The organism is Streptomyces sp. NPDC015125 (genome assembly GCF_043080045.1).
Taxonomy (GTDB): domain Bacteria; phylum Actinomycetota; class Actinomycetes; order Streptomycetales; family Streptomycetaceae; genus Streptomyces.
The window spans coordinates 94,633-120,949 of sequence record NZ_JBIBVF010000025.1; the positions used below are offsets into that span (position 1 = coordinate 94,633).

General features: G+C 70.7%; 23 protein-coding genes and 1 tRNA gene. 10 read left to right on the forward strand and 14 right to left on the reverse strand.

Going from position 1 to position 26,317, the window contains the following annotated elements; all coding sequences use genetic code 11:
* Positions 1-72: 72 nt before the first annotated feature.
* The 4 genes from ACF088_RS35100 to ACF088_RS35115 all read right to left on the reverse strand — a co-directional run bounded on the left by ACF088_RS35100 (position 73) and on the right by ACF088_RS35115 (position 4,375).
* Positions 73-1,071 carry a carbon monoxide dehydrogenase subunit G gene (locus tag ACF088_RS35100; protein WP_392379936.1) on the reverse strand — a complete coding sequence of 333 codons (999 nt, stop codon included), beginning with the start codon at positions 1,069-1,071 and terminating at the stop codon, positions 73-75.
* A 130-nt stretch (positions 1,072-1,201) separates the two neighbouring features.
* Positions 1,202-2,929: a polyamine aminopropyltransferase gene (locus tag ACF088_RS35105; RefSeq protein WP_392379937.1), complete on the reverse strand. Its 1,728-nt coding sequence runs from the start codon at positions 2,927-2,929 to the stop codon at positions 1,202-1,204.
* Between the two features lie 265 nt (positions 2,930-3,194).
* The gene (locus ACF088_RS35110) at positions 3,195-3,716 is read right to left on the reverse strand and encodes a DUF2617 family protein (RefSeq protein WP_392379938.1); all 522 of its coding nucleotides are present in this window, start codon (positions 3,714-3,716) and stop codon (positions 3,195-3,197) included.
* A 374-nt stretch (positions 3,717-4,090) separates the two neighbouring features.
* Positions 4,091-4,375, reverse strand: coding sequence for a hypothetical protein (locus ACF088_RS35115; RefSeq protein ID WP_392379939.1), 285 nt, complete (start codon positions 4,373-4,375; stop codon positions 4,091-4,093).
* A gap of 198 nt (positions 4,376-4,573) precedes the next feature.
* On the opposite strand from ACF088_RS35115, the gene ACF088_RS35120 reads away from it, so the two are divergent.
* Positions 4,574-5,752, forward strand: coding sequence for a pyridoxal phosphate-dependent aminotransferase (locus tag ACF088_RS35120; RefSeq protein ID WP_392379941.1), 1,179 nt, complete (start codon positions 4,574-4,576; stop codon positions 5,750-5,752).
* A 526-nt stretch (positions 5,753-6,278) separates the two neighbouring features.
* Here ACF088_RS35120 and ACF088_RS35125 read toward each other — a convergent pair.
* Both ACF088_RS35125 and clpB read right to left on the reverse strand, forming a co-directional pair.
* Positions 6,279-6,815 (reverse strand): YbjN domain-containing protein, encoded by a 537-nt coding sequence (locus ACF088_RS35125; protein ID WP_088798597.1) that lies wholly within the window; start codon positions 6,813-6,815, stop codon positions 6,279-6,281.
* Positions 6,816-6,981: 166 nt separating this feature from the next.
* Positions 6,982-9,612 carry an ATP-dependent chaperone ClpB gene (clpB, locus tag ACF088_RS35130; RefSeq protein ID WP_392379943.1) on the reverse strand — a complete coding sequence of 877 codons (2,631 nt, stop codon included), beginning with the start codon at positions 9,610-9,612 and terminating at the stop codon, positions 6,982-6,984.
* 264 nt (positions 9,613-9,876) lie between these two features.
* Between clpB and ACF088_RS35135 the strand changes: the two genes are divergently transcribed.
* From ACF088_RS35135 to ACF088_RS35145, 3 genes are all read left to right on the forward strand, one after another.
* The gene (locus ACF088_RS35135) at positions 9,877-10,458 is read left to right on the forward strand and encodes a Uma2 family endonuclease (protein WP_392379945.1); all 582 of its coding nucleotides are present in this window, start codon (positions 9,877-9,879) and stop codon (positions 10,456-10,458) included.
* A gap of 50 nt (positions 10,459-10,508) precedes the next feature.
* On the forward strand, positions 10,509-10,913 hold the full coding sequence (locus ACF088_RS35140; RefSeq protein ID WP_392379946.1) for a pyridoxamine 5'-phosphate oxidase family protein: 405 nt from the start codon (positions 10,509-10,511) through the stop codon (positions 10,911-10,913).
* A gap of 441 nt (positions 10,914-11,354) precedes the next feature.
* Positions 11,355-11,759: a hypothetical protein gene (locus tag ACF088_RS35145; RefSeq protein ID WP_392379948.1), complete on the forward strand. Its 405-nt coding sequence runs from the start codon at positions 11,355-11,357 to the stop codon at positions 11,757-11,759.
* Between the two features lie 178 nt (positions 11,760-11,937).
* On the opposite strand, the gene ACF088_RS35150 is transcribed toward ACF088_RS35145, so the two are convergent.
* The 4 genes from ACF088_RS35150 to dnaK are packed head-to-tail and all read right to left on the reverse strand — an operon-like array spanning position 11,938 to position 16,122.
* Positions 11,938-12,390 carry a heat shock protein transcriptional repressor HspR gene (locus tag ACF088_RS35150; RefSeq protein WP_088798603.1) on the reverse strand — a complete coding sequence of 151 codons (453 nt, stop codon included), beginning with the start codon at positions 12,388-12,390 and terminating at the stop codon, positions 11,938-11,940.
* A gap of 1 nt (position 12,391) precedes the next feature.
* Positions 12,392-13,567, reverse strand: a complete 1,176-nt coding sequence (gene dnaJ / locus ACF088_RS35155) for a molecular chaperone DnaJ (protein ID WP_392379950.1) — start codon at positions 13,565-13,567, stop codon at positions 12,392-12,394.
* Between the two features lie 45 nt (positions 13,568-13,612).
* Positions 13,613-14,263: a nucleotide exchange factor GrpE gene (gene grpE, locus ACF088_RS35160; protein WP_392379952.1), complete on the reverse strand. Its 651-nt coding sequence runs from the start codon at positions 14,261-14,263 to the stop codon at positions 13,613-13,615.
* Positions 14,260-16,122 carry a molecular chaperone DnaK gene (gene dnaK, locus ACF088_RS35165; RefSeq protein ID WP_392379953.1) on the reverse strand — a complete coding sequence of 621 codons (1,863 nt, stop codon included), beginning with the start codon at positions 16,120-16,122 and terminating at the stop codon, positions 14,260-14,262. The genes grpE and dnaK overlap by 4 nt, the downstream gene beginning before the upstream one ends.
* 289 nt (positions 16,123-16,411) lie before the next feature.
* Here dnaK and ACF088_RS35170 point away from each other — a divergent pair, with 289 nt between their 5' ends.
* From ACF088_RS35170 to ACF088_RS35185, 4 genes are all read left to right on the forward strand, one after another.
* Complete coding sequence (locus tag ACF088_RS35170) at positions 16,412-18,679, forward strand: heterodisulfide reductase-related iron-sulfur binding cluster (protein WP_392379954.1); 2,268 nt, start codon at positions 16,412-16,414, stop codon at positions 18,677-18,679.
* 208 nt (positions 18,680-18,887) lie between these two features.
* On the forward strand, positions 18,888-20,207 hold the full coding sequence (locus tag ACF088_RS35175) for an FG-GAP repeat domain-containing protein (protein WP_392379956.1): 1,320 nt from the start codon (positions 18,888-18,890) through the stop codon (positions 20,205-20,207).
* A gap of 72 nt (positions 20,208-20,279) precedes the next feature.
* Positions 20,280-20,843, forward strand: a complete 564-nt coding sequence (locus tag ACF088_RS35180; RefSeq protein ID WP_392379957.1) for a GNAT family N-acetyltransferase — start codon at positions 20,280-20,282, stop codon at positions 20,841-20,843.
* A 99-nt stretch (positions 20,844-20,942) separates the two neighbouring features.
* Positions 20,943-21,899: a Yip1 family protein gene (locus ACF088_RS35185; protein ID WP_392380005.1), complete on the forward strand. Its 957-nt coding sequence runs from the start codon at positions 20,943-20,945 to the stop codon at positions 21,897-21,899.
* 112 nt (positions 21,900-22,011) lie between these two features.
* On the opposite strand, the gene ACF088_RS35190 is transcribed toward ACF088_RS35185, so the two are convergent.
* From ACF088_RS35190 to ACF088_RS35205, 4 genes are all read right to left on the reverse strand, one after another.
* Positions 22,012-23,532 carry a ricin-type beta-trefoil lectin domain protein gene (locus ACF088_RS35190; protein ID WP_392379958.1) on the reverse strand — a complete coding sequence of 507 codons (1,521 nt, stop codon included), beginning with the start codon at positions 23,530-23,532 and terminating at the stop codon, positions 22,012-22,014.
* A gap of 321 nt (positions 23,533-23,853) precedes the next feature.
* Positions 23,854-24,351 (reverse strand): phosphoribosyltransferase, encoded by a 498-nt coding sequence (locus ACF088_RS35195; RefSeq protein WP_088798612.1) that lies wholly within the window; start codon positions 24,349-24,351, stop codon positions 23,854-23,856.
* Between the two features lie 84 nt (positions 24,352-24,435).
* The gene (gene dcd / locus ACF088_RS35200; RefSeq protein ID WP_392379959.1) at positions 24,436-25,011 is read right to left on the reverse strand and encodes a dCTP deaminase; all 576 of its coding nucleotides are present in this window, start codon (positions 25,009-25,011) and stop codon (positions 24,436-24,438) included.
* Between the two features lie 151 nt (positions 25,012-25,162).
* A complete protein-coding gene (locus tag ACF088_RS35205) occupies positions 25,163-25,321 on the reverse strand; it encodes a hypothetical protein (protein ID WP_016573140.1) in 159 nt (52 codons plus the stop codon).
* Between the two features lie 291 nt (positions 25,322-25,612).
* Between ACF088_RS35205 and ACF088_RS35210 the strand changes: the two genes are divergently transcribed.
* Positions 25,613-25,686, forward strand: a tRNA-Gly gene (locus ACF088_RS35210).
* A 302-nt stretch (positions 25,687-25,988) separates the two neighbouring features.
* Positions 25,989-26,315, forward strand: coding sequence for a trypco2 family protein (locus ACF088_RS35215; protein WP_392379960.1), 327 nt, complete (start codon positions 25,989-25,991; stop codon positions 26,313-26,315).
* Positions 26,316-26,317: the final 2 nt, after the last annotated feature.

Here is a 26,317-nt window from a genome sequence, read left to right on the forward strand (position 1 = left end):
CCGACCCTAACGGTGCACCGGCGCCCTGCGCGGGACGCCGGGACGGGGCGCGGACCGCCCGTGAACGCCGGGTCAGCGCCGCCGGCGCAGCACCCGGCCGACGACCACGGCGGACGCCAGCACCACGGCGGCGGCGGGCGCCGCCCAGCGCAGGGCCACCGAGGTGCCGTGCGGCTCGGGCGCGGGCACCGGTGCGTACCGCCCGCGCGGCGGGGCGTGGTCGACCTCCTCCGCGCTGCGCCCGATCATCGTCCGGCGGGCGTGCGCGGCCTCGGCGGGGGCGAGGCCGTCCGCATCGTGACCGTAGGCGTGCTCGGGGTGCCCGTCGTGCAGCGCGTGGAAGGCTTCCTCGGCGTCCCCCGCATCGAGATCCCCGACGTCCTCGGCCGCATCACCGAGGTCCGCCGCTTCCCCGGCGTCCTCGTCACGGCCCGGCTCCTCGTCACGGCCCGGCTCCAGCGACGACGGCGGCACCTCGGTGCCGAACACCCCCGGCCCGGCCGTGTCGGCGGCGCCCCCGGCCGAGGGGCCGTCGCCGGTCCGCCCCGCCACCGGCCGCTTCCGCAGATCGGCCGCGAGGTTCTCCGCGAAGCGGTCCAGCAGCCGGCGGCCGGCCGTCCGGGCGGACTGCTCGGTGGCCTCGGCGAGCCGGCCGTCGCCATCGACCGTGCCGGAACAGGCCAGGGTCGTACCGGGACCGGGTTCGGTGGCCGGGGAGAGCCGCACGGCCAGGGTCAGCGCGACCGACCCGTCGCCCCGCGTCTCGGTGCCCTTCGCCTCGACGGTCACCACGGCCGCCGCACCGCCGTCGCCCGGTCCGCCGTCGCCCCGATCTTCGTCGCCCGGACCGTCGTCGCCCGGACCGTCGTCGGCGGTGGCACTGACCGTCAGCGTGCCGCGATAGGTGATGGTGGAGCTTCCGATACGCAGCCGCAGCCGGCCCACCGGGGTCCGGGGGGCCGCATCGGCGTCGAGCTGGACTCCCGGGACACAGCGCGCCACCCGCTCCGGCTCGGTGAGCGCCTGCCGCACGGTCCCGACGGGAAACGGAACGTACACCTCATGCTCCATGACATGGGAGCCTACCCAGCACCCCCGCACCCCGTGCCGCCCACACAGAACTTTCTGCGCAGCGGCCCCGGCTCACCCGCCGCGCCCGTGTCCGCCGCACCCTCCCCGGGCCCGCACCGGCCCCGCCCGCTCAGTCGAGATACCGCGGATGCATCAGCGTCGACGCCGGCAGCCCGGGCATCCGGTCGTGGGCCTCGCCGCGCCGCCCGGCCTGCAGCTCCGCGCGGGTGAGCCCGGCCGGTGGCGGCGCATCGGGCGCCAGACCGAACCGCGGCCGGTGCCGCGCAGCCAGCACGAAGCCCCAGTACCGGTCCGGGCCGGCCGTCGGCGCGCCGGCGGCGGGCACCTCCGCGTCCACCGACGCCACGGGAGCGGCCGTGCGGTCCGGGCCGCCGTAGAACGACGCGGGCCGGCCGGCCAGGCGGTACGGCACGGTCGCCAGGCCCACCGACCGGACCGTCGACTCCACCGTCCAGTACAGGCGCGCGCGCTCGACCGGCGGTCCGGCATGCACCACCAGCCGCCCGTCGGGGGACAGCAGCCGCGCCGCGAGACCGTAGAACTCCTGTGAGTAGAGCTTGGTGCTCGCCGCGATCCCGGGGTCGGGAAGGTCGGAGACGATGACGTCGTACGGCGCCTGCCGCCGGCCGCGCCCGCACAGGCCCTGCTGCCGCAGCCACTCGAAGGCATCGGCGGTCACCACCCGCACCCGCGGATCGCTGAGCGAGTGATGGTTGAGGCGGGAGAGGCCGGGGTCGCTGCGCGCGAGCCGCAGGACACCGGGGTCGAGTTCGACGACGGTCACCGAGCGGACCGAGCGATGGCGGAGGATCTCGCGTACCGCGAGGCCGTCGCCGCCGCCGAGGACCAGCACCCGGCCGTGCGGGCCGCCCGCCATCGCCGGATGCACCAGCGCTTCGTGGTAGCGGTACTCGGTCTCCGCGCTGACCCGGAGCCGGCCGTCCAGATACAGCGCCAGCGGTCCGCCTAAACCTTTCCTCCCCCGCCCCGCACCGGCTCCGTCCCCGGTGCCGCCGGTCATCACCACCTCCTGGATGCCGGTCTGCACCGCGACCCGCGCCGAGGAGCCGTACACCGCCTGCCGGGCGGCCCGCTCGAACGGCGTGGCCAGCAGCACGCCCGCGCCCAGCAGCGCGAGGACCAGGGCGTTGGCGGCGAACAGCGCCCAGCGGGCACGGGCGCCGAGATCGTCACGGAAGAGCCACAGCACCAGTACGCCGCCGGCCACCGCGTTGACACCGCCGGTGAGCAGGGCGCCGGTCAGCTGGCCGAAGCCCGGCAGCAGCAGAAAGGGAAAGGCCAGGCCCCCGACGAGCGCACCGACGTAGTCCGCGGCGAAGAGGTCGGCGACCGCGCCGCCCGCGTCCTGCCGGCGCACCCGCTGGATCAGCGTCATCAGCAGCGGCACCTCGGCGCCGATCAGGATGCCGATGGCCAGGGAGAAGCCGACGAGCGCGGAGCGGGACTGGCCGAACCAGGCGAAGCAGGCGTAGAGCGCCATGGCGGAGCTGCCGCCGACCAGCGCCAGGGCGGCCTCGACCGCGCCGAAGCCGACCGCCGCCCGGCAGCGCAAGCGCTTGGCGAGCAGCGCGCCGACGCCCATCGCGAAGACCATGACGGACAGCACCACCGACGCCTGGGTGACGGAGTCGCCGACCAAGTACGTGGCCAGCGCGACCAGTTCGAGTTCGTAGACCAGGCCGCAGGCGGCGCAGACGAAGACGACGGCGAGGACGAGCAGCCGGCCGGGCCCGGCCGGCACGGGCAGCCGCGCCGGCGTCATGGCCTCCGGCGGCCCGGGGACGCCGGTGAGAACGGGCTCTGGCGGGTCGATCATAAAGTGAACGCTACGTGACGGTTCGGTACCCCTCCGTCACCCACACGGGTGCAGTCTGCGGGCCACACACACCAGTCGGGGCACCGTCCCCACGTGGGGCACGCGGGGCGCTGCCGCACCACATCGGCCGGTCAGGCCGCGCACACCACACCGCCCGCGCCCCTCCAGGCACCCACGCCCCCGGCGCGCAGCCCGTACGCCCCTCGCACCGCCCATGACCGCACACCCTCCCGCCGAGCGGACCGGTTACTTTTACCCACCCCGGCTAGACCGCCGCGACCGCCGCCCGTACGCCCACCCGGGTCCGCGTGGCCACCAAGCGGCCCTCCTGCGGATACGCGTGCCAGGTCCGCCAGCGCACCTGCCCCTGCTGACGCTGCGCCAGCATCGCCGTGAAGGCGTGCGGGGAGCCGGGGAACGTACCGGCAAGGCCGTGCGGATGCTCGGCCACCAGCGCGAGCAATTCCTGCGCACGCCCTGCGAACGAGCCTCGCGACAGCGTCTCCACATGGGCGGCGAATTCGTATTCCCAGTCTCCGAGCCGCTTCGCCACCCCCAGCGGCAGCGGCGTGCTGCTGCCCGGCATACAGGCGACCGTTTCGGAACAGGTGCCGCGCTCCTCTTCGAGAAGCACCTGGTGAGAAGCGCCGAGCAGCCTCAACTGCACCTGTGAGCCATGGAGTTGGAGATCGAGTACGGCGAGGGCCGGCAGGGGTTCCCTGCCCAGCGCCCAGGCCAGGTCGGAGGCACGGGTATCGGTGTACGCCGTCTGCAAAGTGGTGAGCATGGGTCGGCTCCGCAAGCACGCAGTGGAATGGTGGGCCGGCCCGCCCGTTGAAGGCCAGGGATGGATGTCCGAATGCCTGCCGGCTCGTGCCCACGTGGGAACGGAGAACGTGGGGGATTCTCCAGGGAGAGGGAATCATGAAAGCCCTGCCGCCCACAGCGCTTTTACCCATCTCCTCCGGGTTTCCATCCGCCCGGGGGCCCTGCAGTTCATCTGTTCAACAACCAAGCGCCTGGCGGGTGTTGATGTCTTCATCAGAACCCGCCAGGCGCATATGCGGTAAGCAACAACCCTTCCGCACAAGTGGAGTTGGAGAAACCGGCCGCCGGCTCAGGAGCAACCGACCCTTGACTCAGGAGCAACCGGCCATCGGCTCAGGAGCCGCCACCACCGCAGCCGCCACCGCCACCACCGCCGCCACAGCCGCCCCCACCACAGGAGGAACCGCCACCACAGCCGCCCCCACCGTGGTGCCCGCCGCCGTGGTGCCCGCCACCCGAGCTCGACCCCCCGTCACCGCCGGCCCACCAGCTGCCGCCGCCCGCCGCGGACGCACCACTCCGGCCCCCTCCGCGCCCTGCGCCGGTGATGCCCCGCGAGACCAGGGCCACCAGGCCGATCACCACCGCGCAGATCACCAGGAAAACCACGATCCCCATCTGCCTCACACTCCCTTTCGCTCCCCCGAAGCGAGGCACCCGCTCCGTCCGGCGCCCGGTGCGCCGCTCCGGCGCCGTCCCGCGCCGGGGCCGTCCTCGTCGACGGCCGTCACTGTCTTTCGTACGGGCTGCTGCCCCGGCCCCGCGATCTCAAAGCACTGTTGAGGAATTCCAGAGGTTGGACGGAGGATGGCACCCATGGACCGACCGCTGCTGAACCGCCGCCTCGCCGAATTCGGCACCACGATCTTTGCCGAAATGTCGGCACTCGCCGTACGGACCGGCTCCATCAACCTCGGCCAGGGCTTCCCCGACGCCGACGGCCCGGAAGAAGTCAGGGAGGCGGCGGTGCGCGCCCTGCGCGACGGCCGCGGCAACCAGTACCCACCCGGCCCCGGCATCCCCGAGCTGCGCACCGCCGTCGCCGCCCACCAGCAGCGCTTCTACGGGCACCGCGGGCTCTCCTACGACCCCGACACCGAGGTCCTGGTCACCGCGGGTGCCACCGAAGCCCTCGCCGCCTCGCTGCTGGCGCTGCTGGAGCCGGGCGACGAGGTCATCGCGCTGGAGCCGTACTACGACTCGTACGCGGCCGGCATCGCGCTGGCCGGCGGCCGCCGCGTCCCGGTCACCCTGCGCGCGGACCCGGAGTCCGGGACCTACCGCCTCGACCTGGACGAACTGCGCGACGCCATCACCTCCGACACCCGCCTGATCCTCCTCAACACCCCGCACAACCCCACCGGCACCGTGCTCTCCCACGAGGAGCTCGCCGAGATCGCCCGCCTCGCCTGCGAACGCGACCTCCTCGTCATCACCGACGAGGTCTACGAGCACCTCGTGTTCGAGGGCGAGCACCTCCCCCTCGCGTCGTTCCCGGGGATGCGCGAACGCACCGTCACCATCGGCTCGGCCGGCAAGACCTTCTCCTTCACCGGCTGGAAGGTCGGCTGGGTCACCGCACCCCCGGAGCTGGTCAGCGCCGTCCGCTCGGCCAAGCAGTTCCTCACCTATGTCTCCGCCGGGCCCTTCCAGTACGCCGTCGCCGAGGCGCTGGCCCTCCCCGACAGCTACTTCACCGCCCTGCGCGACGATCTGCGCGCCAAGCGCGACATCCTGGCCACCGGCCTCGCCGACGCGGGCTTCACGGTCTTCCGCCCCTCCGGCACCTACTTCATCACCACCGACATCCGCCCCCTCGGCCACGACGACGGCTTCGCCTTCTGCCGCGCCCTGCCCGAACGCGCCGGCGTCGTCGCCATCCCCAACGCCGTCTTCTACGACCACAAGGACCAGGGCGCGCCGTACGTCCGCTTCGCGTTCTGCAAACGGGAGTCGGTCCTGCGGGAGGCGGCGGACCGGCTGCAGAAGCTCTGACCCGAGGCACCACCGGAAGCCCTGCCCCCTCGTCGTCACATCCTGCACTTCCCGGGCGGCGGGGCCTCCGGTGCCGGATTCCGGACCGTGCGTCACCGAGGGGCGACCGGCACGGCCTCGAAATCGTCGAAGAGAGCGTGGTGTTCCGCAGGTCGGCCTCGCCCTCCGGCCCGTCCTCGCGCTCCGGATCCTGCGCCGGGCGGTACACCCCGTACAGCAGACCGCGCGTCGAGAAGTCCGCGTAGACGTAGTTCGCTTCACCGCCGGGGCGGTACGGCCGCCTGGGATCGATCGTGATCGCCGTGGCCCTTCCCCGGCAGTTCTCGCCCTCTCCGTAATCCGCCTCGAACGGCAGAATCGGCGAGAGGTCGTGTTCCTCGGCGCCATTTCACGCAGGGTTCGCCCTCACCGCCGAGGACCTTCCGTGCCCTCACTCGGCCGCCACCGGTCCGCCCCGCCACAGACAGACGCGGGCCCCGGAGCAAAAGCTCCGGGGCCCGCGCAGCCGAGGTGGGTGAGACGGGGCTCAGGCCTCGTCGTCGCCCGGCTTCTCGTCGGAGTCGCCGTCGATCTCGGCCTCCAGGCCGAGCTGCTCGACGATCCACTTGTCGAATTCGATCGAGGCGCGGACCCAGCTGACCGTGCTCGACACAAAGTGTTCGAGCGAGACACCGGTGCCGATCAGCATCGATGCTTCACCGATCAGACGGACCGTGCCGTCGTCATGGGTGTGGGTGTAGGCCTTGGGCCACAGCGTCCGGCGGTTCCAGTCGTCGATCGCCTCCAGCAGCTTCGACTTGTCGTCGATGCCGTGGGCACGGTCGTAGAACGTACGGACGGAGAAGATCTGCTGCTCCTCCTCGCCCCGGAACATGAAGTACGTGCGGAACTGCTCCCACGGAGCGGCGAGGTCACCCTCCTCGTCGACGACGTACTTCAGCTCCATCTGGTCGAGGAGCTGCTTGACCAGGTCCTGGTCAGGCACGACGGGACCCTCAGGCCCCGAGGGCTCGGGTTCGGGCTGGCCCCCGAAATTCGGAATCGAGGACGGGTCGATGCTCACCGTGGAATTCCCTTCGTCTGGTCACTGCCATCCTCCCCCACATCCGCCCCGTCCTGGCAACCCGGGACGGAGCGGATACGGGCAAGATGCCGGTCAGGTGCCGGTCAAGGAAATGATCAGGGACACGACCGGGCGGCGCAGCCGTACACCCGGATCACGGCCCCGGTCAGGCCACGGCCCGTCCGGCCGGCTCCACCGACAGCTGATCACCGTCCACGTCCACCCGCACGGTGTCCCCGTCCCGCACCTCGCCCGCCAGGATGGCGCGGGCGAGCGGGTCGCCGATGGCGGTCTGGATCAGCCGGCGCAGCGGCCGGGCACCGTAGGACAGGTCCGGCGCGGGGGCGTCGATGACCGGCTCCTGTCCCAGCCAGGCGAGCCAGGTCAGGGCGCGGTCGGTGACGTCCAGCCGCAGCCGGCGGTCGCCGAGGCGGCGCTGCAGGTGGTCGAGCTGGATCCGGGCGATCCGCTGGAGCTGGTCGGTGCCGAGCGGGTGGAAGACCACCACGTCGTCGAGCCGGTTGAGGAACTCGGGCCGGAAGGAGGCCCGGACCGTCTCCAGCACCTTCTCCTTCTTCTGGTCCTCCTTGAGCAGCGGGTCCATCAGGAAGGCGGAGCCGAGGTTGGAGGTCAGGATGAGGATGGTGTTGCGGAAGTCGACCGTGCGGCCCTGGCCGTCCGTGAGCCGGCCGTCGTCGAGTACCTGCAGCAGGACGTCGAAGACGTCGTGGTGTGCCTTCTCGACCTCGTCCAGCAGGACGACGGAGTACGGGCGGCGGCGGACCGCCTCCGTGAGCTGGCCGCCCTCCTCGTAGCCGACATAGCCGGGCGGCGCGCCGACCAGCCGCGCGACGCTGTGCTTCTCGCCGTACTCCGACATGTCGATACGGACCATCGCCCGCTCGTCGTCGAAGAGGAAGTCCGCGAGCGCCTTGGCCAGCTCGGTCTTGCCGACACCGGTCGGGCCCAGGAAGAGGAAGGAGCCGGTGGGGCGGTCCGGGTCGGCGATGCCGGCGCGGGTGCGGCGTACGGCGTCGGAGACCGACCGTACGGCCTCGGTCTGGCCGATCAGGCGCTTGCCGAGCTCCTCCTCCATGCGCAGGAGCTTCTGGGTCTCGCCCTCCAGCAGCCGGCCGGCCGGGATGCCGGTCCAGGCACCGACCACATCCGCGATGTCGTCGGGACCGACCTCCTCCTTGACCATGGACTCCTTGGACGCCTCCTGCTCGGCCTCGGCGGCGGCCGCCTCCTCCAGCGCCTGCTCCACGCCCGGGATCTCGCCGTAGAGCAGCTTGGAGGCGGAGTCGAAGTCGCCGTCGCGCTGGGCGCGCTCGGCCTGGCCGCGCAGCTCGTCGAGCTTCTCCTTGAGCGCACCGACCCGGTTGAGGCTCTCCTTCTCCTTCTCCCAGCGGGCGGTCAGACCGCGCAGCTCCTCCTCCTTGTCGGCGAGGTCCTTGCGCAGTTTCTCCAGCCGCTGGAGGGAGCCGGCGTCGGTCTCGTTGCGCAGCGCCAGCTCCTCCATCTTGAGACGGTCCACGGCGCGCTGGAGCTCGTCGATCTCCACCGGGGAGGAGTCGATCTCCATCCGGAGCCGGGAGGCGGCCTCGTCGACCAGGTCGATGGCCTTGTCCGGCAGGAAGCGGGAGGTGATGTAGCGGTCGGAGAGGGAGGCGGCGGCGACCAGCGCGGAGTCCGCGATCTGCACCTTGTGGTGGGCCTCGTAGCGGCCCTTGAGCCCGCGCAGGATCGCCACCGTGTCCTCGACGGTCGGCTCGGCGACCAGCACCTGCTGGAAGCGCCGCTCCAGCGCCGGGTCCTTCTCGATGCGCTCGCGGTACTCGTCCAGCGTCGTCGCGCCGACCATCCGCAGCTCACCGCGGGCCAGCATCGGCTTGAGCATGTTGCCGGCGTCCATCGAGGAGTCGCCGCCGGCGCCCGCGCCGACGACGGTGTGCAGCTCGTCGATGAAGGTGATGATCCGGCCCTCGCTGGACTTGATCTCCGCCAGGACGGTCTTCAGCCGCTCCTCGAACTCGCCGCGGTACTTGGCGCCCGCGACCATCGCCCCGAGGTCCAGCGCGACCAGCCGCTTGTCGCGCAGCGACTCGGGCACATCGCCCTTGACGATCCGCTGCGCCAGCCCCTCGACGACGGCGGTCTTGCCGACGCCCGGCTCACCGATCAGCACGGGGTTGTTCTTCGTACGGCGGGAGAGCACCTGCACCACGCGCCGGATCTCGTGGTCCCGGCCGATGACCGGGTCGAGCTTGCCCTCGCGGGCGGCCGCAGTGAAGTCCGTACCGAACTTCTCCAGCGCCTTGTACGTGCCCTCCGGGTCGGCGTTGGTCACCCGCTGGCCGCCCCGGCTCGCCTCGAAGGCGGCCAGCAGCTTCTTGGCGCTCGCCCCCTGGTCGGCCAGCAGCTCACCGGTGCGCCCGCCCTTGGCGGCGATCCCGATGAGGAGGTGCTCGGTGGAGACATAGGCGTCACCGAGCTCCTTGGCGCGCTGGGTGGCGTCCGCGATGGCGGAGAGCAGATCGCGGTCCGGCTGCGGCGGCGCGACCGTCGAGCCCTGCACGCTCGGCAGCCCCGCGAGCTGCCGCTCGGCGCCGTTGCGCAGCACGGCGGCGTCCGCCTCGACGGCGGACAGCAGATCCATGATGTTCTCGTTGTCCTGCCCGGCCAGCAGCGCGAGCAGGAGATGCGCGGACGTCATGTCCGCATGCCCGGCGGTGACCGCCCGCTCATTGGCGGCGCTCAGCGCCTCCCGGCTCTTGTTGGTCAGCTCGGCGTCCACGTCCTCGCGATCCTCCTCGACTCGTCCTGAACAGCGTCTTTGCCCAGTCTGACCCCGCCTGGGGCCGGACGCGGGAAATGCTGCTCATACCGCAATCCTGCTCACACCAGCGTGCGATAAGTTGAGTCTAGGGCACTCAAGGCGGATTCGGGGCGCCACCCACGCGTTCCCTCGCTCACTCGTGCGAGGGAACCGGCGTCGGACGCGCCCGCCCCCGTCCCCGCCGCCCGGCGACACTGGCCTTCGACCACGAGGAGGTGCAGCATGACGGCTATGGCACACGAGCCGATGCCCACGCAGGACGACATCCTCCTGGAAGGCTTTCTGGCGCTGGAGACCCCGATGGGTTTCCGGGCCGAGCTCATCGAGGGGGAGATCGCTGTGACACCGCCGCCGGATGGCGACCACGAGGACTACCTGAGTCTCGTCTTCGAGCAGGTGATGCAGATGTCCGCCACTGCCATGCAGTTCTCGGGACACAAAGGACTCGTCCTCTCCCACGCGGCGGGCCAGCCCGCGGACCACGTGATCCCCGGCGCCACCATCGCCCCACGCGCGCTGCGTCTCTTCCGCGGCGCCCCTCCCTGGATGCCCAGCGACGGCGTTGCCATGGTCGTCGAGGTGACGTCGAGCAAGCCCCACAAGGACCGGGTCGCCAAGCGCCACGGCTACGCCCGCGCCGGTATCCCGCTCCACCTGCTGGTGGACCGCAGCAAAGCCACCCTCACGCTCTTCAGCGATCCCTCCCGGGACGACTACGTAGGGAACAACACCGCCCCCCTTGGCAAACCCGTCCCCCTCCCCGCCCCCTTCTCCTTCGATCTGGAAACCGCCGACTTCCTCTGACCCCCGGGCCCCGGCCTATGACCCCCGGGCCCCGGCCTACCCTTGCTCCCATGGCCCACGACCTCAGCGCCCTCAGCCCGGAATACCTCGCCTTCTGGGGCGAGTACCTGATGCCGACGCTCACCACGCTGCGTACGAACGGGACGCCGCACGTCGTCCCGGTAGGCGTCACCTACGACGCCGGGCAGCGGATCGCGCGGATCATCACCCGCAAGGACAGTGCCAAGGTCAAGAACATCCTCGCCGCCGGGGCGGACGGCGCCACCGTCGCCGTGTGCCAGGTCGACAAGGGGCGCTGGGCGACCCTGGAGGGCATCGCACGGGTGCGTACGGACGCCGAGCCGGTGGCCGACGCGGTGCGCCGGTACGCCGAGCGCTACGGCCGGACGCCGACGCCCAACCCCGATCGCGTCATGATCGAGATCGCGGTCACCAAGGCGATGGGACGGGCCTGAGGACCGGCCCACCGCTCCCGCCTCCCTCCTCTCGCCTCCCTCCTCTCGCCTCCCACCGACTCCGCCGGGCCCCTGGCCGAAAACGGACCCTCCCGCTCCGCCTCCGGCCGTCCACCTGGTACTCAGGACCGACGGGAACCGAATAGCTCCGTGCAAGGACGGGCGGCATCGGGCCTGTCCCAGGCAAAAGACGGCAGCTGGAGGCCGCATGGCGTCGGCAGTGCGCATCGTGACGACCGCTCCGCGCCGTCCGTCCCCCACCCGGCCGCACCCGCACGCCGAGCTCTGCCCGCGCTGCGGCGGCCAACTGGCCGTCAGCCAGGACGGCTGGAAGATCTGCCACGCCTGCGGTTACGCTTCGCCGCCCGGTACAGCCCCTCCTCCACGGGCCACCCGCGGGGGTATCGTCGCCCCCACAGTCGCCACGCCCCGGAGGGCACGATGAACTCGGTCCGAGTGACGGCGATCGCCTGCCTGATGCCGCTGTCCGAGCTGGACGAGGATCCGTTCCTGGTGGATGACCGCGGCCAGCACGACATGTGCACACAGTGGGCGGCAGCCCGTGACTACCACCTGACCTGCCGGCTCAGCCTGCACCACCTGCGCGCCGACCACGGCGCACTGTGGCGCGATGTCGAAGAGGGCCTGGTGGACGTGTTCGTGGCGCCCAACCACCGGGCACTGGAGAACGCCATCGACGGCACCGCCGAGTTCACCGCACGGTGCGCCGAGGCCGGGGTGCGTCTGGAGACCGCCGACCTCGACGAGCCGGTCTACACCCTGGCGATGAAGTCGCATGTGCACCGCCGGCTGTCGATGCCGACGGCGGGGTACAACGGCTGCTGAGCGGGAGCGGCCGTACGCCAACGGACGCAAAGCGGCACGGCACCACGCCGCACTACGCGCACCGCACACCGCACACCGCACACCGCACACCGCACACCGCGCGCAAACGCGACAAGGGCCGGGTTTCCCCGGCCCTTTGCCACCTCTTGCGCCGGGTGCCGCGCCCCGGCCGGCCGGATCACTCCGGCCGCTTGGGCCGCCACACCACCAGCGCGCTGGTCTGCTGCACGTCGTGATACGGCACCAGATCACGCCGGTAGGAGGCGTGCACCGCCGCTTCCCGCTGCTGCATCGCACTGGCCGCGCCCTCCAGGGCGCCCTGCAGTTCGACGACCCGCTGCTGCAGGGCCGCGACCTGGTTCTCCAGCTCGATGATGCGCTTGATGCCGGCGAGGTTGATGCCCTCGTCCTGGGACAACTGCTGCACCGTACGGAGCAGTTCGATGTCCCGGGCCGAATAGCGGCGGCCCCGCCCGGGCGTGCGGTCGGGCGAGACCAGCCCCAGCCGGTCGTACTGCCGAAGAGTCTGCGGATGCAGGCCGGAGAGCTGAGCCGCGACGGAGATGACGTACACCGGCGACTCTTCGGTCAGTTCATAGGGGTTACGACGCTGCCCGCCCCGGCTGTCCATCTCAAGCTCCCTTCGCGGCCTGGAACAGCTCTGCCCGCGGGTCCGGGCCCGCGGTCGCCTCGCGATAGGACTCCAGCGACTCCTTCGCCTTGCCGCTGAGGTCGCTGGGGACCAGCACCTCTATGGTGACCAGCAGATCACCCCGTGTGCCGTCCTTGCGGGTCGCACCCTTGCCCCGGGCGCGCATGGTGCGTCCGTTGGGGGTGCCGGCCGGCAACTTCAGCGTCACCGGCGGGCCGCCCAGCGTCGGCACCTTGACCTCACCACCGAGCGCGGCCTCCGGGAAGGTGACCGGCACCGTGACGGTGAGGTTGTCGCCCTTGCGGCCGAAGACCGGGTGGGCGTCGACATGCACGACCACATACAGATCGCCGGCCGGGCCGCCCTGCTCACCCGGAGCGCCCTTGCCGCGCAGCCGGATGCGCTGCCCGTCGGAGACACCCGCGGGGATCCGGACCTGCATCGTGCGGGCACTGGTCGCACGGCCACTGCCCTTGCAGACCTCGCAGGGGTCCTGGGCGATCAGGCCCCGGCCCTTGCAGTCGGCGCACGGGTCGGTGAGCGAGAAGCCACCGCCCGCGCCCCGGCTGACCTGGCCGGTGCCGACACAGGTCGGACAGACCCGCGGCGTACCGTTTTTGTCGCCGGTGCCCGAACACGCCTTGCACGGCGCCTGGCTGGACATCCGCAGCGGGACCGTGGCCCCGTCGACCGCCTCGGTGAAGCTGAGCGTCACCTCGGACTCGATGTCCTGGCCGCGGCGCGCGTGGGTACGCGTACCGGCGCCGCCGCGGTTGAACAGGCCGCCGAAGACATCCCCGAGCCCGCCGCCGAAGCCGCCACCGCCCCCGCCACCCTGACCGGGCGTGCCCCCGAAGAGGTCGCCCAGGTCGAAGTTGAAGGAGCCGCCGCCGGCCGGACCCGGCCGGTAGCCGCCGTTGCCGAACAGCGCGCGCGCCTCGTCGTACTCCTTGCGGCGTTTGGTGTCGCCCAGGATGTCGTGGGCCTCGGAGATCTCCTTGAAGCGCTCCTCGGCCTTGGCGTCGCCCTTGTTGGCGTCCGGATGGAACTCGCGGGCGAGCTTGCGGTACGCCTTCTTGATCTCCGCCTCGGTGGCGTCCTTCGGGACGCCGAGGACCTTGTAGTAGTCCTTCTCGACGAAGTCCTTGGTGCTCATCCCCGACGTCCCTCCTCCCGCACGGATTTTCTCTCTGTCCTCACGTCAGCCCTCTTCCGGGCCACCGCTCTCCTCGTCCGAAGCCTTGGGGTCCTCGTCGGAGGCGGACTTGGCGCCCTGGGCGCCCGGCTGCGGTTCGGCGACGGCGACCCGCGCGGGGCGGATCGTTCGTTCACCGATGCGATACCCGGGCTGCAGGATCGCCACGCACGTCGTCTCGGTGACATCCGGCGCGTACGAATGCATCAGCGCCTCGTGGATCGTCGGGTCGAAGGGCTCGCCCTCCTTGCCGAACTGCTGCAGACCCAGCTTGGCGACCACGGTCTCCATCGATTCGGCCACCGACTTGAAGCCGCCGACCAGTTCACCGTGCTCACGGGCACGGCCGATGTCGTCGAGGGTGGGAAGGAGCTCGGACAGGAGGTTCGCCGCGGCGATCTCCTTGACCGTGACCCGGTCCCGTTCCACCCGACGGCGGTAGTTCTGGTACTCCGCCTGGAGCCGCTGGAGGTCCGCCGTGCGCTCGTTGAGCGCCGTACGTACCTGGTCCAGCTGCGCCTGGAGCGCTACGTCCGGTACGTCCCCGGCCGGGGCCGAGCCCGCCTTGTCGGCGGACTCGGCCTGCGCCGCGTCTTCGGGAGCGGCGTCGGAAGGGACGTCGGGCTTCTCGTCGAAGCCCGGGGTCTCCTCCGTCACGCGGCACCATCCTTCTTCGGCTTCTCGTCGTCGACGATCTCGGCGTCCACCACGTCGTCGGCGGCGTCGGACTGGGCCTGCCCGGCGCCCTCGGCACCGGCAGCGCCCTCGGCACCGGCCGCACCCTGGGCGTCGGCGTACATGGCCTGGCCCAGCTTCTGGGAGACGGCCGCGACCTTCTCGGTGGCGGTCCGGATCTCGGCCGAGTCCTCGCCCTTGAGCTTCTCCTTCAGCTCGTTGACGGCTTCCTCGACCTCGGTCTTCACGTCACCGGGGACCTTCTCCTCGTTGTCCTTGAGGAACTTCTCGGTCTGGTAGACGAGCTGCTCGCCCTGGTTACGGGATTCGGCGGCCTCGCGGCGGGCGTGGTCCTCGTCCGCGTACTTCTCGGCCTCCTGGCGCATCCGGTCGACCTCGTCCTTCGGCAGCGAGGAGCCGCCGGTGACGGTCATCTTCTGCTCCTTGCCCGTGCCCAGGTCCTTCGCGGTCACGTGCATGATGCCGTTGGCGTCGATGTCGAAGGAGACCTCGATCTGCGGGACCCCGCGGGGAGCCGGCGGCAGACCGGTCAGCTCGAACATCCCGAGCTTCTTGTTGTACGCCGCGATCTCGCGCTCGCCCTGGTAGACCTGGATCTGCACGGACGGCTGGTTGTCCTCGGCCGTCGTGAAGATCTCGGACCGCTTGGTCGGGATCGTGGTGTTGCGCTCGATGAGCTTGGTCATGATGCCGCCCTTGGTCTCGATACCGAGGGACAGCGGGGTGACGTCCAGCAGGAGGACGTCCTTGACCTCACCCTTGAGGACACCGGCCTGGAGGGTGGCGCCGATGGCGACGACCTCGTCCGGGTTGACGCCCTTGTTGGCGTCCTTGCCGCCGGTCAGCTCCTTGACGAGCTCGGCCACGGCGGGCATACGGGTGGAGCCGCCGACCAGGACCACGTGGTCGATCTCGGACAGGTTGATACCCGCGTCCTTGATCACGTTGTGGAACGGCGTCTTGCAGCGGTCCAGGAGGTCCGAGGTGAGCTGCTGGAACTGCGAGCGCGTGAGCTTCTCGTCCAGGTGCAGCGGGCCCTCGGCGGAGGCGGTGATGTAGGGAAGGTTGATCGTCGTCTCGGTGGAGGACGACAGCTCGATCTTCGCCTTCTCGGCGGCCTCGCGCAGCCGCTGCAGCGCCATCTTGTCCTTGGCCAGGTCGACGCCGTGGCCGTTCTGGAACTGCTTGACCAGGTAGTCGACGACGCGCTGGTCCCAGTCGTCACCACCGAGGTGGTTGTCACCGTTGGTGGCCTTCACCTCGACGACGCCGTCGCCGATCTCCAGCAGCGAGACGTCGAAGGTGCCGCCACCGAGGTCGAAGACCAGAATGGTCTGGTCGTCCTTCTCCAGGCCGTAGGCCAGGGCCGCCGCGGTGGGCTCGTTGACGATCCGCAGGACGTTGAGGCCCGCGATCTCACCGGCTTCCTTGGTGGCCTGGCGCTCGGAGTCGTTGAAGTAGGCCGGAACGGTGATGACCGCGTCGACGACCTTCTCGCCGAGGTACGACTCGGCGTCCCGCTTCAGCTTCTGCAGGATGAAGGCGCTCATCTGCTGCGGGTTGAAGCCCTTGCCGTCGATGTCGATCTTCCAGTCGGTGCCCATGTGGCGCTTGACCGACCGGATGGTCCTGTCGACGTTGGTGACCGCCTGCCGCTTGGCGACCTCGCCGACCAGCACCTCGCCGTTCTTGGCGAAGGCGACAACGGACGGCGTGGTCCTGGCGCCCTCGGCGTTGGTGATGACGGTGGGCTCACCGCCTTCGAGAACACTGACGACGGAGTTCGTCGTGCCCAGGTCGATGCCGACCGCACGTGCCATTTCAATTCCTCCAGCTGACTTGAGTGGAACAGGCTCAAGAGTGCAGTACCGAAGAAAACCTGTCAACAGACCTGAGCCTTGGGGGCTCAAGTTTTATGTCGCCCTTATCGTCACCGGGCCCCCGGCTCAGGACGCCAGGGGGCGCACACAGGGTTGCCTTCGCGACGCAGATCACCGGCCGGGCGGCTTCATGGCGCGGGGGAGAATGGGTAACCTCAGCGACAGACCAAAAAAGTTACCGCTTAGTAGTTACTCCGTTTTCCGCTCTCGCAGGTACGAGGAGCCTCCCATGCAACTCGCCGCGATCATCGTGTCGCTGGTGCTCATCGCGGTCGCCGTGGCGCTGTTCGGCCGCGCCCTCCTGCAGATCTACCGCTATATGCGACTGGGCCAGCCGGTGCCCGCGGGCACCCGCACCGACGCTCCCGCCCAGCGGACCGTCACGGTGGCCAAGGAGTTCCTCGGCCACACCCGGATGAACCGCTGGGGCATCGTCGGCGTGGCGCACTGGTTCGTGGCGGTGGGCTTCCTCACCCTGCTGCTGACGATCGTCAACGCCATCGGCCAGCTCTTCCGGGCCGACTGGCTGATCCCGTTCATCGGCGACTGGCTGCCGTGGGAGCTGTACGTCGAGGCGATGGGCACGCTGACGACCCTGGGCATCATCGCCCTGATCGTCATCCGCCAGCTGAGCCGCCCCGGCAACGCGGGCCGCAAGTCCCGCTTCGCGGGCTCGAACTTCGGCCAGGCGTACTTCGTCGAGGCCGTCATCCTCATCGTCGGCATCTGCATCGTCACGCTGCACGCCCTGGAGGGCGCCCAGCACGGCGTCGACCACTACGAGGCCGCGTACTTCGTCTCGTACCCGCTGGTCGCGGCCTTCAAGGGGATGAGCCTGGGCACCCTGCAGAACCTCACCTACTTCTTCGCCGGCCTCAAGATCGCGACGTCCTTCATCTGGATGATCACGGTCTCGCTGAAGACGGACATGGGTGTCGCCTGGCACCGCTTCCTGGCCTTCCCCAACATCTGGTTCAAGCGCGAGGCGGACGGCGGCGTGACGCTGGGCGCGCTGCAGCCGATGACCTCCGCCGGCAAGCCGATCGACTTCGAGGACCCGGGCGAGGACGACCAGTTCGGCGTCTCCCAGGTCGAGCACTTCTCCTGGAAGGGCCTGCTCGACTTCTCCACCTGCACCGAGTGCGGCCGCTGCCAGTCGCAGTGCCCCGCCTGGAACACCGGCAAGCCGCTCTCCCCCAAGCTCCTGATCATGTCGCTGCGCGACCACGCGCACGCCAAGGCGCCGTACCTGCTCGCGGGTGGCGGCAAGGACGACGAGGGCAACGAGAAGGCGAGTGCCGAGCAGCTCGCCGGCGTCCCCGCGGCCGCGCTGGCCGAGGCCGAGCGCCCGCTGATCGGCACCCTCGAAGAGAACGGCGTCATCGACCCGGACGTCCTGTGGTCCTGCACCACCTGCGGCGCCTGTGTCGAGCAGTGCCCGGTCGACATCGAGCACATCGACCACATCGTCGACATGCGCCGCTACCAGGTCATGATCGAGTCCTCGTTCCCGTCCGAGGCGGGCACGATGCTCAAGAACCTGGAGAAGAAGGGCAACCCCTGGGGCCTGGCCAAGAAGCAGCGTCTGGCCTGGACCAAGGAGGTCGACTTCGAGGTGCCGGTCGTCGGCCAGGACGTCGAGGACCTCACCGAGGTCGAGTACCTCTACTGGGTCGGCTGTGCCGGCGCCCTGGAGGACCGCGCCAAGAAGACCACCAAGGCCTTCGCGGAGCTGCTGTACATCGCGGGCGTGAAGTTCGCGATCATGGGCGGCGACGAGAAGTGCACCGGTGACTCCCCGCGCCGCCTGGGCAACGAATTCCTCTTCCAGCAGCTCGGCGCGGAGAACGTCGCCTCGCTGAACGCCGCCTTCGGCGAGGACGACGAGGACGAGTCGACCAAGAAGCCGAAGGCGTCGAAGAAGATCGTCGCGACCTGCCCGCACTGCTTCAACACCATCGCGAACGAGTACCCCCAGCTGGGCGGCGAGTACGAGGTCATCCACCACACCCAGCTGCTCCAGCACCTGGTGGACGAGGGCAAGCTCACCCCCGTCACCCCGGTCGAGGGTCTGATCACCTACCACGACCCCTGCTACCTGGGCCGCCACAACAAGGTCTACACCCCGCCGCGCGAGATCATCGCCAAGGTGCCGGGCCTGCGGAACGAGGAGATGCACCGCCACAAGGAGCGCGGCTTCTGCTGTGGCGCCGGCGGTGCCCGCATGTGGATGGAAGAGCGCATCGGCAAGCGCATCAACAACGAGCGCGTCGACGAGGCGCTGTCGCTGAACCCCGACATCGTCTCGACGGCCTGCCCCTTCTGTCTGGTGATGCTCACCGACTCGGTCAACGGCAAGAAGAACGACGGCAAGGCGAAGGAATCCATCCAGGTCGTCGACGTGGCCCAGCTGCTGCTGGACTCCGTCAGGACCCCCGTCGACCCGGCGGGCGACGAGGAGACCGAGGACGCCCCGGAGCCGGAACCGGTGAAGTGACGCAGTGCCGCAGTAACGCAGTGACGCAGTAACGGCACGCACCCGCGCGTCGGCCGACGGCCGGTCCCCTGTTTTGCACGGGGCCGGCCGTCGGCGGTTCCGTACCGCGGGCGCGGGCGGGCAGGGCGGGACGGCGGATACCCCGGGAGCACCGGGGCCGCGGATGACGACACGACAACAACAGCGGTACGGGTGGGGTGGGGACGCGATGCGCAGACGGATCGCCACGGCAACGGGGCTCGGGCTGGCCCTCCTTCTCGGCTCCTGCGGCCTGCTCTCCGCCGGCGACACGCGCCGCCCCGCCCCCCACCGCGCCTCGTCGCTGCCGGCCGCGCGCCCCGTCCCGGCCGGCCAGGGCAGCAAGGCCGCCGGCGACTTCAACGGCGACGGCCACCCCGATCTCGTCCTCGACAGCCTGCTCGCCCCCGCCCGCGGCCGCGACGACGACCCGGGCATCGGCATCCTCTACGGCAGCGCACACGGACTCGCCCCGGCCACCCGGGAGTTGCTCACCCCGGCCCGGAACGCCGCCCGCACCGGCCCGGCCGTCCCCGCCGCCTTCGACGCCGAGACCGTCTGCGACCTCGACCGGGACGGCTTCAGCGATCTCGTCGTCACCACCGACCCGCCCTACGACGGCGTGGGCCGCCCGCCCGTCCCCGTACAGCTGCTCTTCGGCTCGCCCCGGGGCCTCGGGGCCGCCCGCGCCGTGAAACTCCGCATCCCCGACCGGGCGCGGTTCGGCAACGAATGGCCCGACCAGCCGGTCTGCGGCGACTTCGACGGCGATGGCGCACCCGACCTGGCCGTCACCGCCTCCGGCCCCCGGATCAGCTACCTGAAGGGCCCGTTCACCCGTACCGGCGCCCCCGCGGCGGCCGGCGCCCCGCTCGCCGTCCCCGGCATCGCCCTGGCCGCCGCCACGCCCCTCGCCCCGTCTCCCGACATCGACCACGACGGCGCCGACGACCTCCTCGTACGCTCGGCCGGCCCCGGCCGCCGCGCCCGCAGCCGCCTCGCCCTCGGCGGCCCCCGAGGCCCGCTCAGGGCCGGCCCGGCCGCCTACCCGCCCGGCTACGCCACGGCCTTCGGGCGCTTCGCCGGGGCCGGGCGGGGCGTGACCTCCGTCACCGCCGACACCGGCGGTGAGCTGTCCGTCGGCGGCCGCCCCGGCAGGATCCGTACGGGTACGGGCGGGGTTCCCACCCTCGCCGCCGCCGATGTGGACCACGACGGCCACCCGGATCTGGTGATCGGCGGCACCCGCCCCGCCCTGCTGAGCGGCACCGCGAACGGGCTCGCCGCCACCGTCCGCCGCCTCCCCGTGCCCCGTCTCCCCGGTGCCGGGCGCCCGCACTCCACGGTTCTCGCCCTCACCGACTTCGACGGCGACCACCACGCCGACCTCGTCCTGTTCACCCGGCGCGGCCGCACCCACGACCGGGTGACGGTCCTCCCCGGCGGCCCGTCAGGCCTCACCGCGCGACCCGCCCTCTCCTTCACCACGGCGGACTTCACGGCCTCCTGACGGCCCGCCAGCTGATTGTGGCCGGTGGCTAATACACTTGCCCGGCGCCGGGACGCATCCGAGCATGACGCCATGAACACAGACACGGGCAGGGACACGGCCGACGGTCCGGGCGCCTTGGCGCGCCCCGCCCCAGAGGAGACGCCGCCCGCCCCGCCCGTCACGGTCCGGCTCGCGCTCCCCACCGACGCCCCCGCGATCGCCGCCGTCCACCAGGCGTCACGGCAGGCCACCATGCCCTACCTGCCGCCCCAGCGCCGTACCCACGACGAGGTCACCCGCTGGATCCGGGAGATCGTGCTGCCGCAGTGTCACACCTTCGTCGCCACCCGTGGCCCCGAGCTCCTCGGCTACGCGGCCGTCCAGGGCGACCTGCTCGACCAGCTCTACCTCCGCCCGGACGTCCGGCGGCGCGGCATCGGCACCCTCCTCCTCGCCGCGGCGCGGCGGCACCGCCCCGACGGCCTGTACCTGCACGTCTTCCAACTCAACACCGGAGCAAGGGCGTTCTACGCCCACCACGGTTTCCGGGTCGTGGCCGTCGACGACGGCAGCGCCAACATGGAGAACCTTCCGGACCTCACCCTCCGCTGGATCCCGGTCCCGGGTCCGCGGTTCCCTCCGGGAACCCCCTAGGGGATGTCACAGGTCAGATGCAAACCGGGGCCCGATCCCCCTGCCCGGCCACCCCATCCGCGCAGACCAGGTACTTTCGAGTACGTGGCTGGATTCAGGATGGGTCGCGGACGGGACACCCGCCCCGCGCAGAACGGACAGCAGGGGCACCAGGGGCAGCAGGCGCCGTACGGGCAGCAAGCACCGTACGGGCAGCAGCCCCCGCCGCCGCACGGGCAGTGGCAGCAGGCACCACAGCAGGCACCGCAGCAGTACGGCGGGCCGCAGGGGCAGCCACAGCCGCACGGGCAGCACGGTGAGCCCGAGTACTTCGGCGACGGTGGCTACCAGCCCCCGCAGCAGGCCTACGCGCCGTACTCGAACGACAACAACCCGGGCCACACCCAGCAGTTCAGCGTCGGTGACACCCCGGACGCCTACGGCCCGCCCCAGGGCGGGTACGACGACGGCGACGACGGCGCGTACGCGGCCGGCGGCACCTACCGCGCCGGCCAGGCCACCGCGCCGCCGGCCGGCCCCCGGCTGCACTGGAAGCAGCTGCTGTCCGGCATGGTGCTGCGCCCCGATGCCACGTTCTGGCAGATGCGCGACCACGCGGTCTGGGCCCCGGCACTGATCGTCACCTTCATCTACGGCCTGCTCGCGGTCTTTGGCTTCGACAAGGCCCGCGAGGACGTGCTGAACGCCACCCTCTCCAACAGCATCCCGTGGGTGCTGATCACCGCCGTGATGTTCATCATCGGCAGCCTGATCCTGGGCGCGGTCACCCACACCCTGGCCCGCCAGCTCGGCGGCGACGGCCCCTGGCAGCCGACCATCGGCCTGGCCATGCTGATCATGACGGTCTCGGACGCGCCCCGGCTGCTGTTCGCGATGTTCCTCGGCGGCGACAGCACCCTGGTCCAGGTCCTGGGCTGGCTGACCTGGCTCGCCGGCGGCTATCTGCTGACCTCCATGGTCAGCAAGACGCACGATCTGCCGTGGCCCAAGGCCCTCGGCGCCTCGGCGATCCAGCTGGTCGCGCTGCTCGCCCTGCTGAAGCTCGGCACCCTGTAAAGCCGTACCGGCCACGGCAAGGGGCCCGCCCCGGAGCACCAGGCTCCGGAGCGGGCCCCTTGCCGTACGGGCGGGTGACGCGATCAGGTCCCCGCAGGCTCCCTCAGCTCCCTCAGGCTCCCTGGACGAACCGCTGCCCCGCCGACCCGTCGCACCCCTGCAACCGCAGCGCTTCCTTCGCCGCACCCAGGGTCAGGCAGAGCGACGGCGCGGCGGCGGGCCGAATCGTGCCGCCACCGTCCCGTACGAACTGCTGGTTGGCCGCACCCGAGCAGTTCCACAGCACCAGACCGGCCCCGGCCCGGTACTGCGCCCCCGGCACATCCAGGCACCGGTCCTGCGTCAGCCCCCCGTGCACCGACCGCCGAGCGCCGTCGTACCACCAGTCCTGGTTGCGCTGACCATGACAGTCCCAGCCGCCGACCGCCGTCCCGTTACGGCTGGATCCGCCGGTCGCATCCACACAACTCCCCGTACCGGCGTTCCGCAGCGGCCGGTACATCTCGTCCCAGGCCCCTGCGTACAGCGTCGGCTGCCCGGTGCTCGCGGAGTCGGCGCAGGACGCCTCCCGCAGCCCCGTGGCGTACAGCTGGGTCAGACACGACGCGAACGCGCGGTGCCCGCGGGCGTTCGGGTGGAACGACTGCCGCACGGAATTCGAGTCCGGCGGAATGGGGTTGGTGAGATTCACATACAGCCCCCGGGCCCAGGCGTCCTCCATGCACACCTCGTGCCCGTGGAACAGCCGCGAGGCGTCGAGGTAGCTCGCCCCCGCGTCCCGCGCAGCCGTCCGCACCCCCTTCTCGAAGGCCGGCACGGCGGCATTGCGCCCCCAGCCCGCGTCGGAGGTGTAGCCCGTGCACCCGCCCGGCAGCTTCCCCGGGTAGTGCGGGTTGTCCTCGACATCCGGCCCGATCGGACTCGGATACGACATCACCACGAGCCGGTAGTCGCCGTCCGCGTACCCCGCGTCCCGCATCACGGTCCGCAGATCACCGACCGTCCGCTCGATCTTCGGCACCAGCCCGTCGACCCGCGCCTGCCAGCCCGGCTGGTACTTCGGCTCACAGGTGCCCTGCAGCAGGAACCAGCGCACCACGCAGTCCGTCATCACCGGCCCGAACTGCAGATCGTCATTGGCGCCGGCGACCAGCAGCACCATCTTCAGCCGGGTGTTACGGGCCGCGATGGCGAGAGCGTCGCTCTGCACCAGCTCATCGGCGTACTGCTTGCTGCCGCCGATCACGATGTTGCCGCTGAACGCGCCCGAGCAGGCGGCGTTGTACGTCACATCCGCCGCGATACCGGTCCGGTGAATCGCCGAGTCCGGCGACCGGTGGCACCAGTTCGCCGGCCCGTCCGTGCCCGGCTCATACGTCCCGACGCCCTCCCCGGAGATCTCACTGTCCCCCAGCGAGATCAACGAGGTCTTCCGCTCCCCGAGGGGCCGCTCGGCCGGGTCCCCGTAGAGCGTCGCCGCCTCCCGCGCCCGGATCTTCTCCAGCTCCGGCGACAGCGGCGTGGCGGCCGCGGCCCCGGCCGGCGTCGGGTGTGGCGCGGCCCCGGTGGCAGCACTCGCCCCGCCCGCCGCCACGGAGAACACCACGGCCAACGCCGCGGCCGAGACCGCCACACCGCCCCTCAGCCGCCGCCCGTGCCCGGCCCGCGCCCTGTCTCCCGTACACGACCCTGTTCCCGTACGGGCCCCTGCTCCCCTACGCCGCCCACGTAACGCCCACTGCCCGCGTAACGCCCACCGCCCGTGTCTCGCACGCACCATGGGGCCTCCCCTCCGGTCTGCTGTTACCGCGGGTTGTACTCGCAGGTGGCCAACAGCGGAACACTCGGAACGGGATTGGCCAAAACCGGCACAGGGCAGCCCACCCGGCCCACCCGACCGCCAACTCCCTTGCGCGGGGCGGCAATCGGCGAACGGCCTGGCCCGCCCGGCGCCTCAGGCGTCGAGAACCTGCCCCTCGCGCCGCACCACCGGCGGCTCGACGCTCCACGGGAAGTTGATCCAGTCGTCCGTGCGCTTCCACACGTACTCGCACTTCACCAGCGACTGCGACTTCTCATAGATCACCGCGCTGCGGACCTCCGCCACGGTCCCCTGGCAGAAGTCGTGCACGAGCTTCAGCGTCTTACCGGTGTCGGCGACATCATCGGCGATCAGCACCTTCTTCTCCGAGAAGTCGATCGCATTGGGCACCGGCGCCAGCATGACCGGCATCTCCAGCGTGGTCCCCACCCCGGTGTAGAACTCCACATTCACCAGGTGGATGTTCTTGCAGTCCAGCGCGTACGCCAGACCTCCCGCGACAAAGACCCCACCACGGGCGATCGACAGCACGACATCGGGCTCGTACCCGTCATCGGCAATCGTCTGCGCCAGCTCGCGGATCGCCCCACCGAACCGCTCGTACGTCAGGTTCTCCCGCACGTCACTCACGTATCTCTCTCAGACCTTCCGTGTGCACACCCTCTGCCACGCGCCCGCCCTGTCGAGCGCGCCCCCCGCACCGAAGCGGCTGTGTCATACCTGCGTCCGGTGAAAGTTCATGAACGACCGGGACGGCGTCGGACCGCGCTGCCCCTGGTAGCGGGAGCCGTACTTCTCACTGCCGTACGGGTGCTCGGTCGGCGAGGTCAGCCGGAACATACACAGCTGCCCGATCTTCATCCCCGGCCACAGCTTGATCGGCAGCGTGGCGACATTGCTCAGCTCCAGCGTCACATGCCCGCTGAACCCCGGGTCGATGAACCCGGCGGTCGAATGCGTCAGCAGCCCCAGCCGCCCCAGCGAGCTCTTGCCCTCCAGCCGGGACGCCAGGTCATCGGGCAGCGTGATGACCTCGTACGTCGAGGCCAGCACGAACTCACCCGGGTGCAGGATGAACGCCTCATCACCCTCGGGCACGACCTCTCGCGTCAGGTCGGTCTGCTCGACGGCGGGGTCGATGTGCGGATAGCGGTGATTCTCGAACACCCGGAAATAGCGGTCCAGCCGCACGTCGATGCTGGACGGCTGCACCATCGACTCGTCATAGGGGTCGATGCGCACCCGACCAGCGTCGATCTCGGCCCGGATGTCCTTGTCTGAGAGAAGCACGCAGATGAGGATACGCGCCCGCCCGGCCCCCCTCGCACGACGAGGGCCCGGCCCCCCACCTGGGAAGCCGGGCCCTGCCCACTCCTCGTCGCGCTTGCTCTGCCACCACCCCTCTCACGGGGCGGCGCAGCTCTTCCTGCCTTCTTGATCGCTACCGCTTGGCGTGCTCGACGGGCACCGAGTGCCGCAGCCGAGCACAGCGCGGGCAGCGCAACAGCCGTCCGGGACCGAGCCGGTCGGTGGTCTGCATCGGGAACGAAGCGGTGCTGAACACGTGGCCCTCGGCACAACGTACGACGGTGCGCTCCATCAAGTCCCTCTCCCAACTGCGTGGACAACAAAAGCCACATTAGGGGATGAACTGGGAGCCCTCACACGCGGCACTCCGAGGCCCCACGGTACGCCCCAACTCCCGCACCGGGCACCCGCATCCCACCCACGAAACACCCACACCCCACACCCGCCACACCGGCCCCCACACCCCCGCCGACCGCCCCCGCGCGCCCCCGCACACCGCACCCGGGCACGCCAAATGCACCACGAGGCGGCGATGGGGTAGAGTGTCCGACGATGTTCCGCTCTCGATCCGAGGCGGGATTACGCGGGTGTAGTTTAATGGTAGAACATGAGCTTCCCAAGCTCAGAGCGCGGGTTCGATTCCCGTCACCCGCTCCATACGGAAGCCCCAGGTCAGCGACCTGGGGCTTGTTTGTTGTCTAGACCTCCCCGGGGCGGGCGTGCCCTCCGCGTGCCCCAACTCCCCTCTACGGGTTAAACGGAGAGGGGCCGCACGACACCACTGGAGCCACGCGCCGAGCAGCGTCTCGAATCCCAAGACGCGATTCCTGTGACCTGCACCACTAACGCGTCAAATGGGTGTGAACTCACGTCTGCAAAGAGAGCGGTTTCCGCGCTTTAGGTAGCGCCCATCAGTCGCTGACTGGCCTACTGGAGTTCAGGTCTACGAGGGGGGACGCATGGAGTCGAGCGGAACGGAACTGGCCGAGGCGTTAAGGGCCGTTCGGGAGGGCCTCGCAGCAGCGCAACGCGATGGCGAGGGGTCACCCCTCCGCTTCAAAGTCAGTGATGTCACGCTCGAACTCAGCATCGAGTTGCGACACTCGGCGTCTGCGAGCGGCGGGGTCAAGGCTTTCGTCGTCTCTGCTGACACACGTGGTGAACGGACAAAGGCGGAGACACAAAAGCTGACCGTGAATCTGCAGGTGGATCGGCCAGACGACAACCTCATCGGGGATGAGGGACGCGGCTTCGATCCCCTGCCTGGCGAAGTGCCGCTGGGCTGAGG

Bases quoted from the DNA above. Each gene is read 5' to 3' on its own strand.
- ACF088_RS35120 (WP_392379941.1), top strand. From the start codon at position 4,574: ATGGACCGACCGCTGCTGAACCGCCGCCTCGCCGAATTCGGCACCACG.
- dnaK (WP_392379953.1), bottom strand. From the start codon at position 16,122: ATGGCACGTGCGGTCGGCATCGACCTGGGCACGACGAACTCCGTCGTC.
- ACF088_RS35185 (WP_392380005.1), top strand. From the start codon at position 20,943: ATGGGTCGCGGACGGGACACCCGCCCCGCGCAGAACGGACAGCAGGGG.
- ACF088_RS35105 (WP_392379937.1), bottom strand. From the start codon at position 2,929: ATGATCGACCCGCCAGAGCCCGTTCTCACCGGCGTCCCCGGGCCGCCG.
- ACF088_RS35140 (WP_392379946.1), top strand. From the start codon at position 10,509: ATGGCCCACGACCTCAGCGCCCTCAGCCCGGAATACCTCGCCTTCTGG.
- ACF088_RS35110 (WP_392379938.1), bottom strand. From the start codon at position 3,716: ATGCTCACCACTTTGCAGACGGCGTACACCGATACCCGTGCCTCCGAC.
- ACF088_RS35170 (WP_392379954.1), top strand. From the start codon at position 16,412: ATGCAACTCGCCGCGATCATCGTGTCGCTGGTGCTCATCGCGGTCGCC.
- ACF088_RS35150 (WP_088798603.1), bottom strand. From the start codon at position 12,390: ATGGACAGCCGGGGCGGGCAGCGTCGTAACCCCTATGAACTGACCGAA.
- ACF088_RS35135 (WP_392379945.1), top strand. From the start codon at position 9,877: ATGACGGCTATGGCACACGAGCCGATGCCCACGCAGGACGACATCCTC.
- ACF088_RS35115 (WP_392379939.1), bottom strand. From the start codon at position 4,375: ATGGGGATCGTGGTTTTCCTGGTGATCTGCGCGGTGGTGATCGGCCTG.
- ACF088_RS35175 (WP_392379956.1), top strand. From the start codon at position 18,888: ATGCGCAGACGGATCGCCACGGCAACGGGGCTCGGGCTGGCCCTCCTT.
- ACF088_RS35205 (WP_016573140.1), bottom strand. From the start codon at position 25,321: ATGGAGCGCACCGTCGTACGTTGTGCCGAGGGCCACGTGTTCAGCACC.
- ACF088_RS35100 (WP_392379936.1), bottom strand. From the start codon at position 1,071: ATGGAGCATGAGGTGTACGTTCCGTTTCCCGTCGGGACCGTGCGGCAG.
- ACF088_RS35215 (WP_392379960.1), top strand. From the start codon at position 25,989: ATGGAGTCGAGCGGAACGGAACTGGCCGAGGCGTTAAGGGCCGTTCGG.
- dnaJ (WP_392379950.1), bottom strand. From the start codon at position 13,567: ATGAGCACCAAGGACTTCGTCGAGAAGGACTACTACAAGGTCCTCGGC.
- ACF088_RS35180 (WP_392379957.1), top strand. From the start codon at position 20,280: ATGAACACAGACACGGGCAGGGACACGGCCGACGGTCCGGGCGCCTTG.
- ACF088_RS35145 (WP_392379948.1), top strand. From the start codon at position 11,355: ATGAACTCGGTCCGAGTGACGGCGATCGCCTGCCTGATGCCGCTGTCC.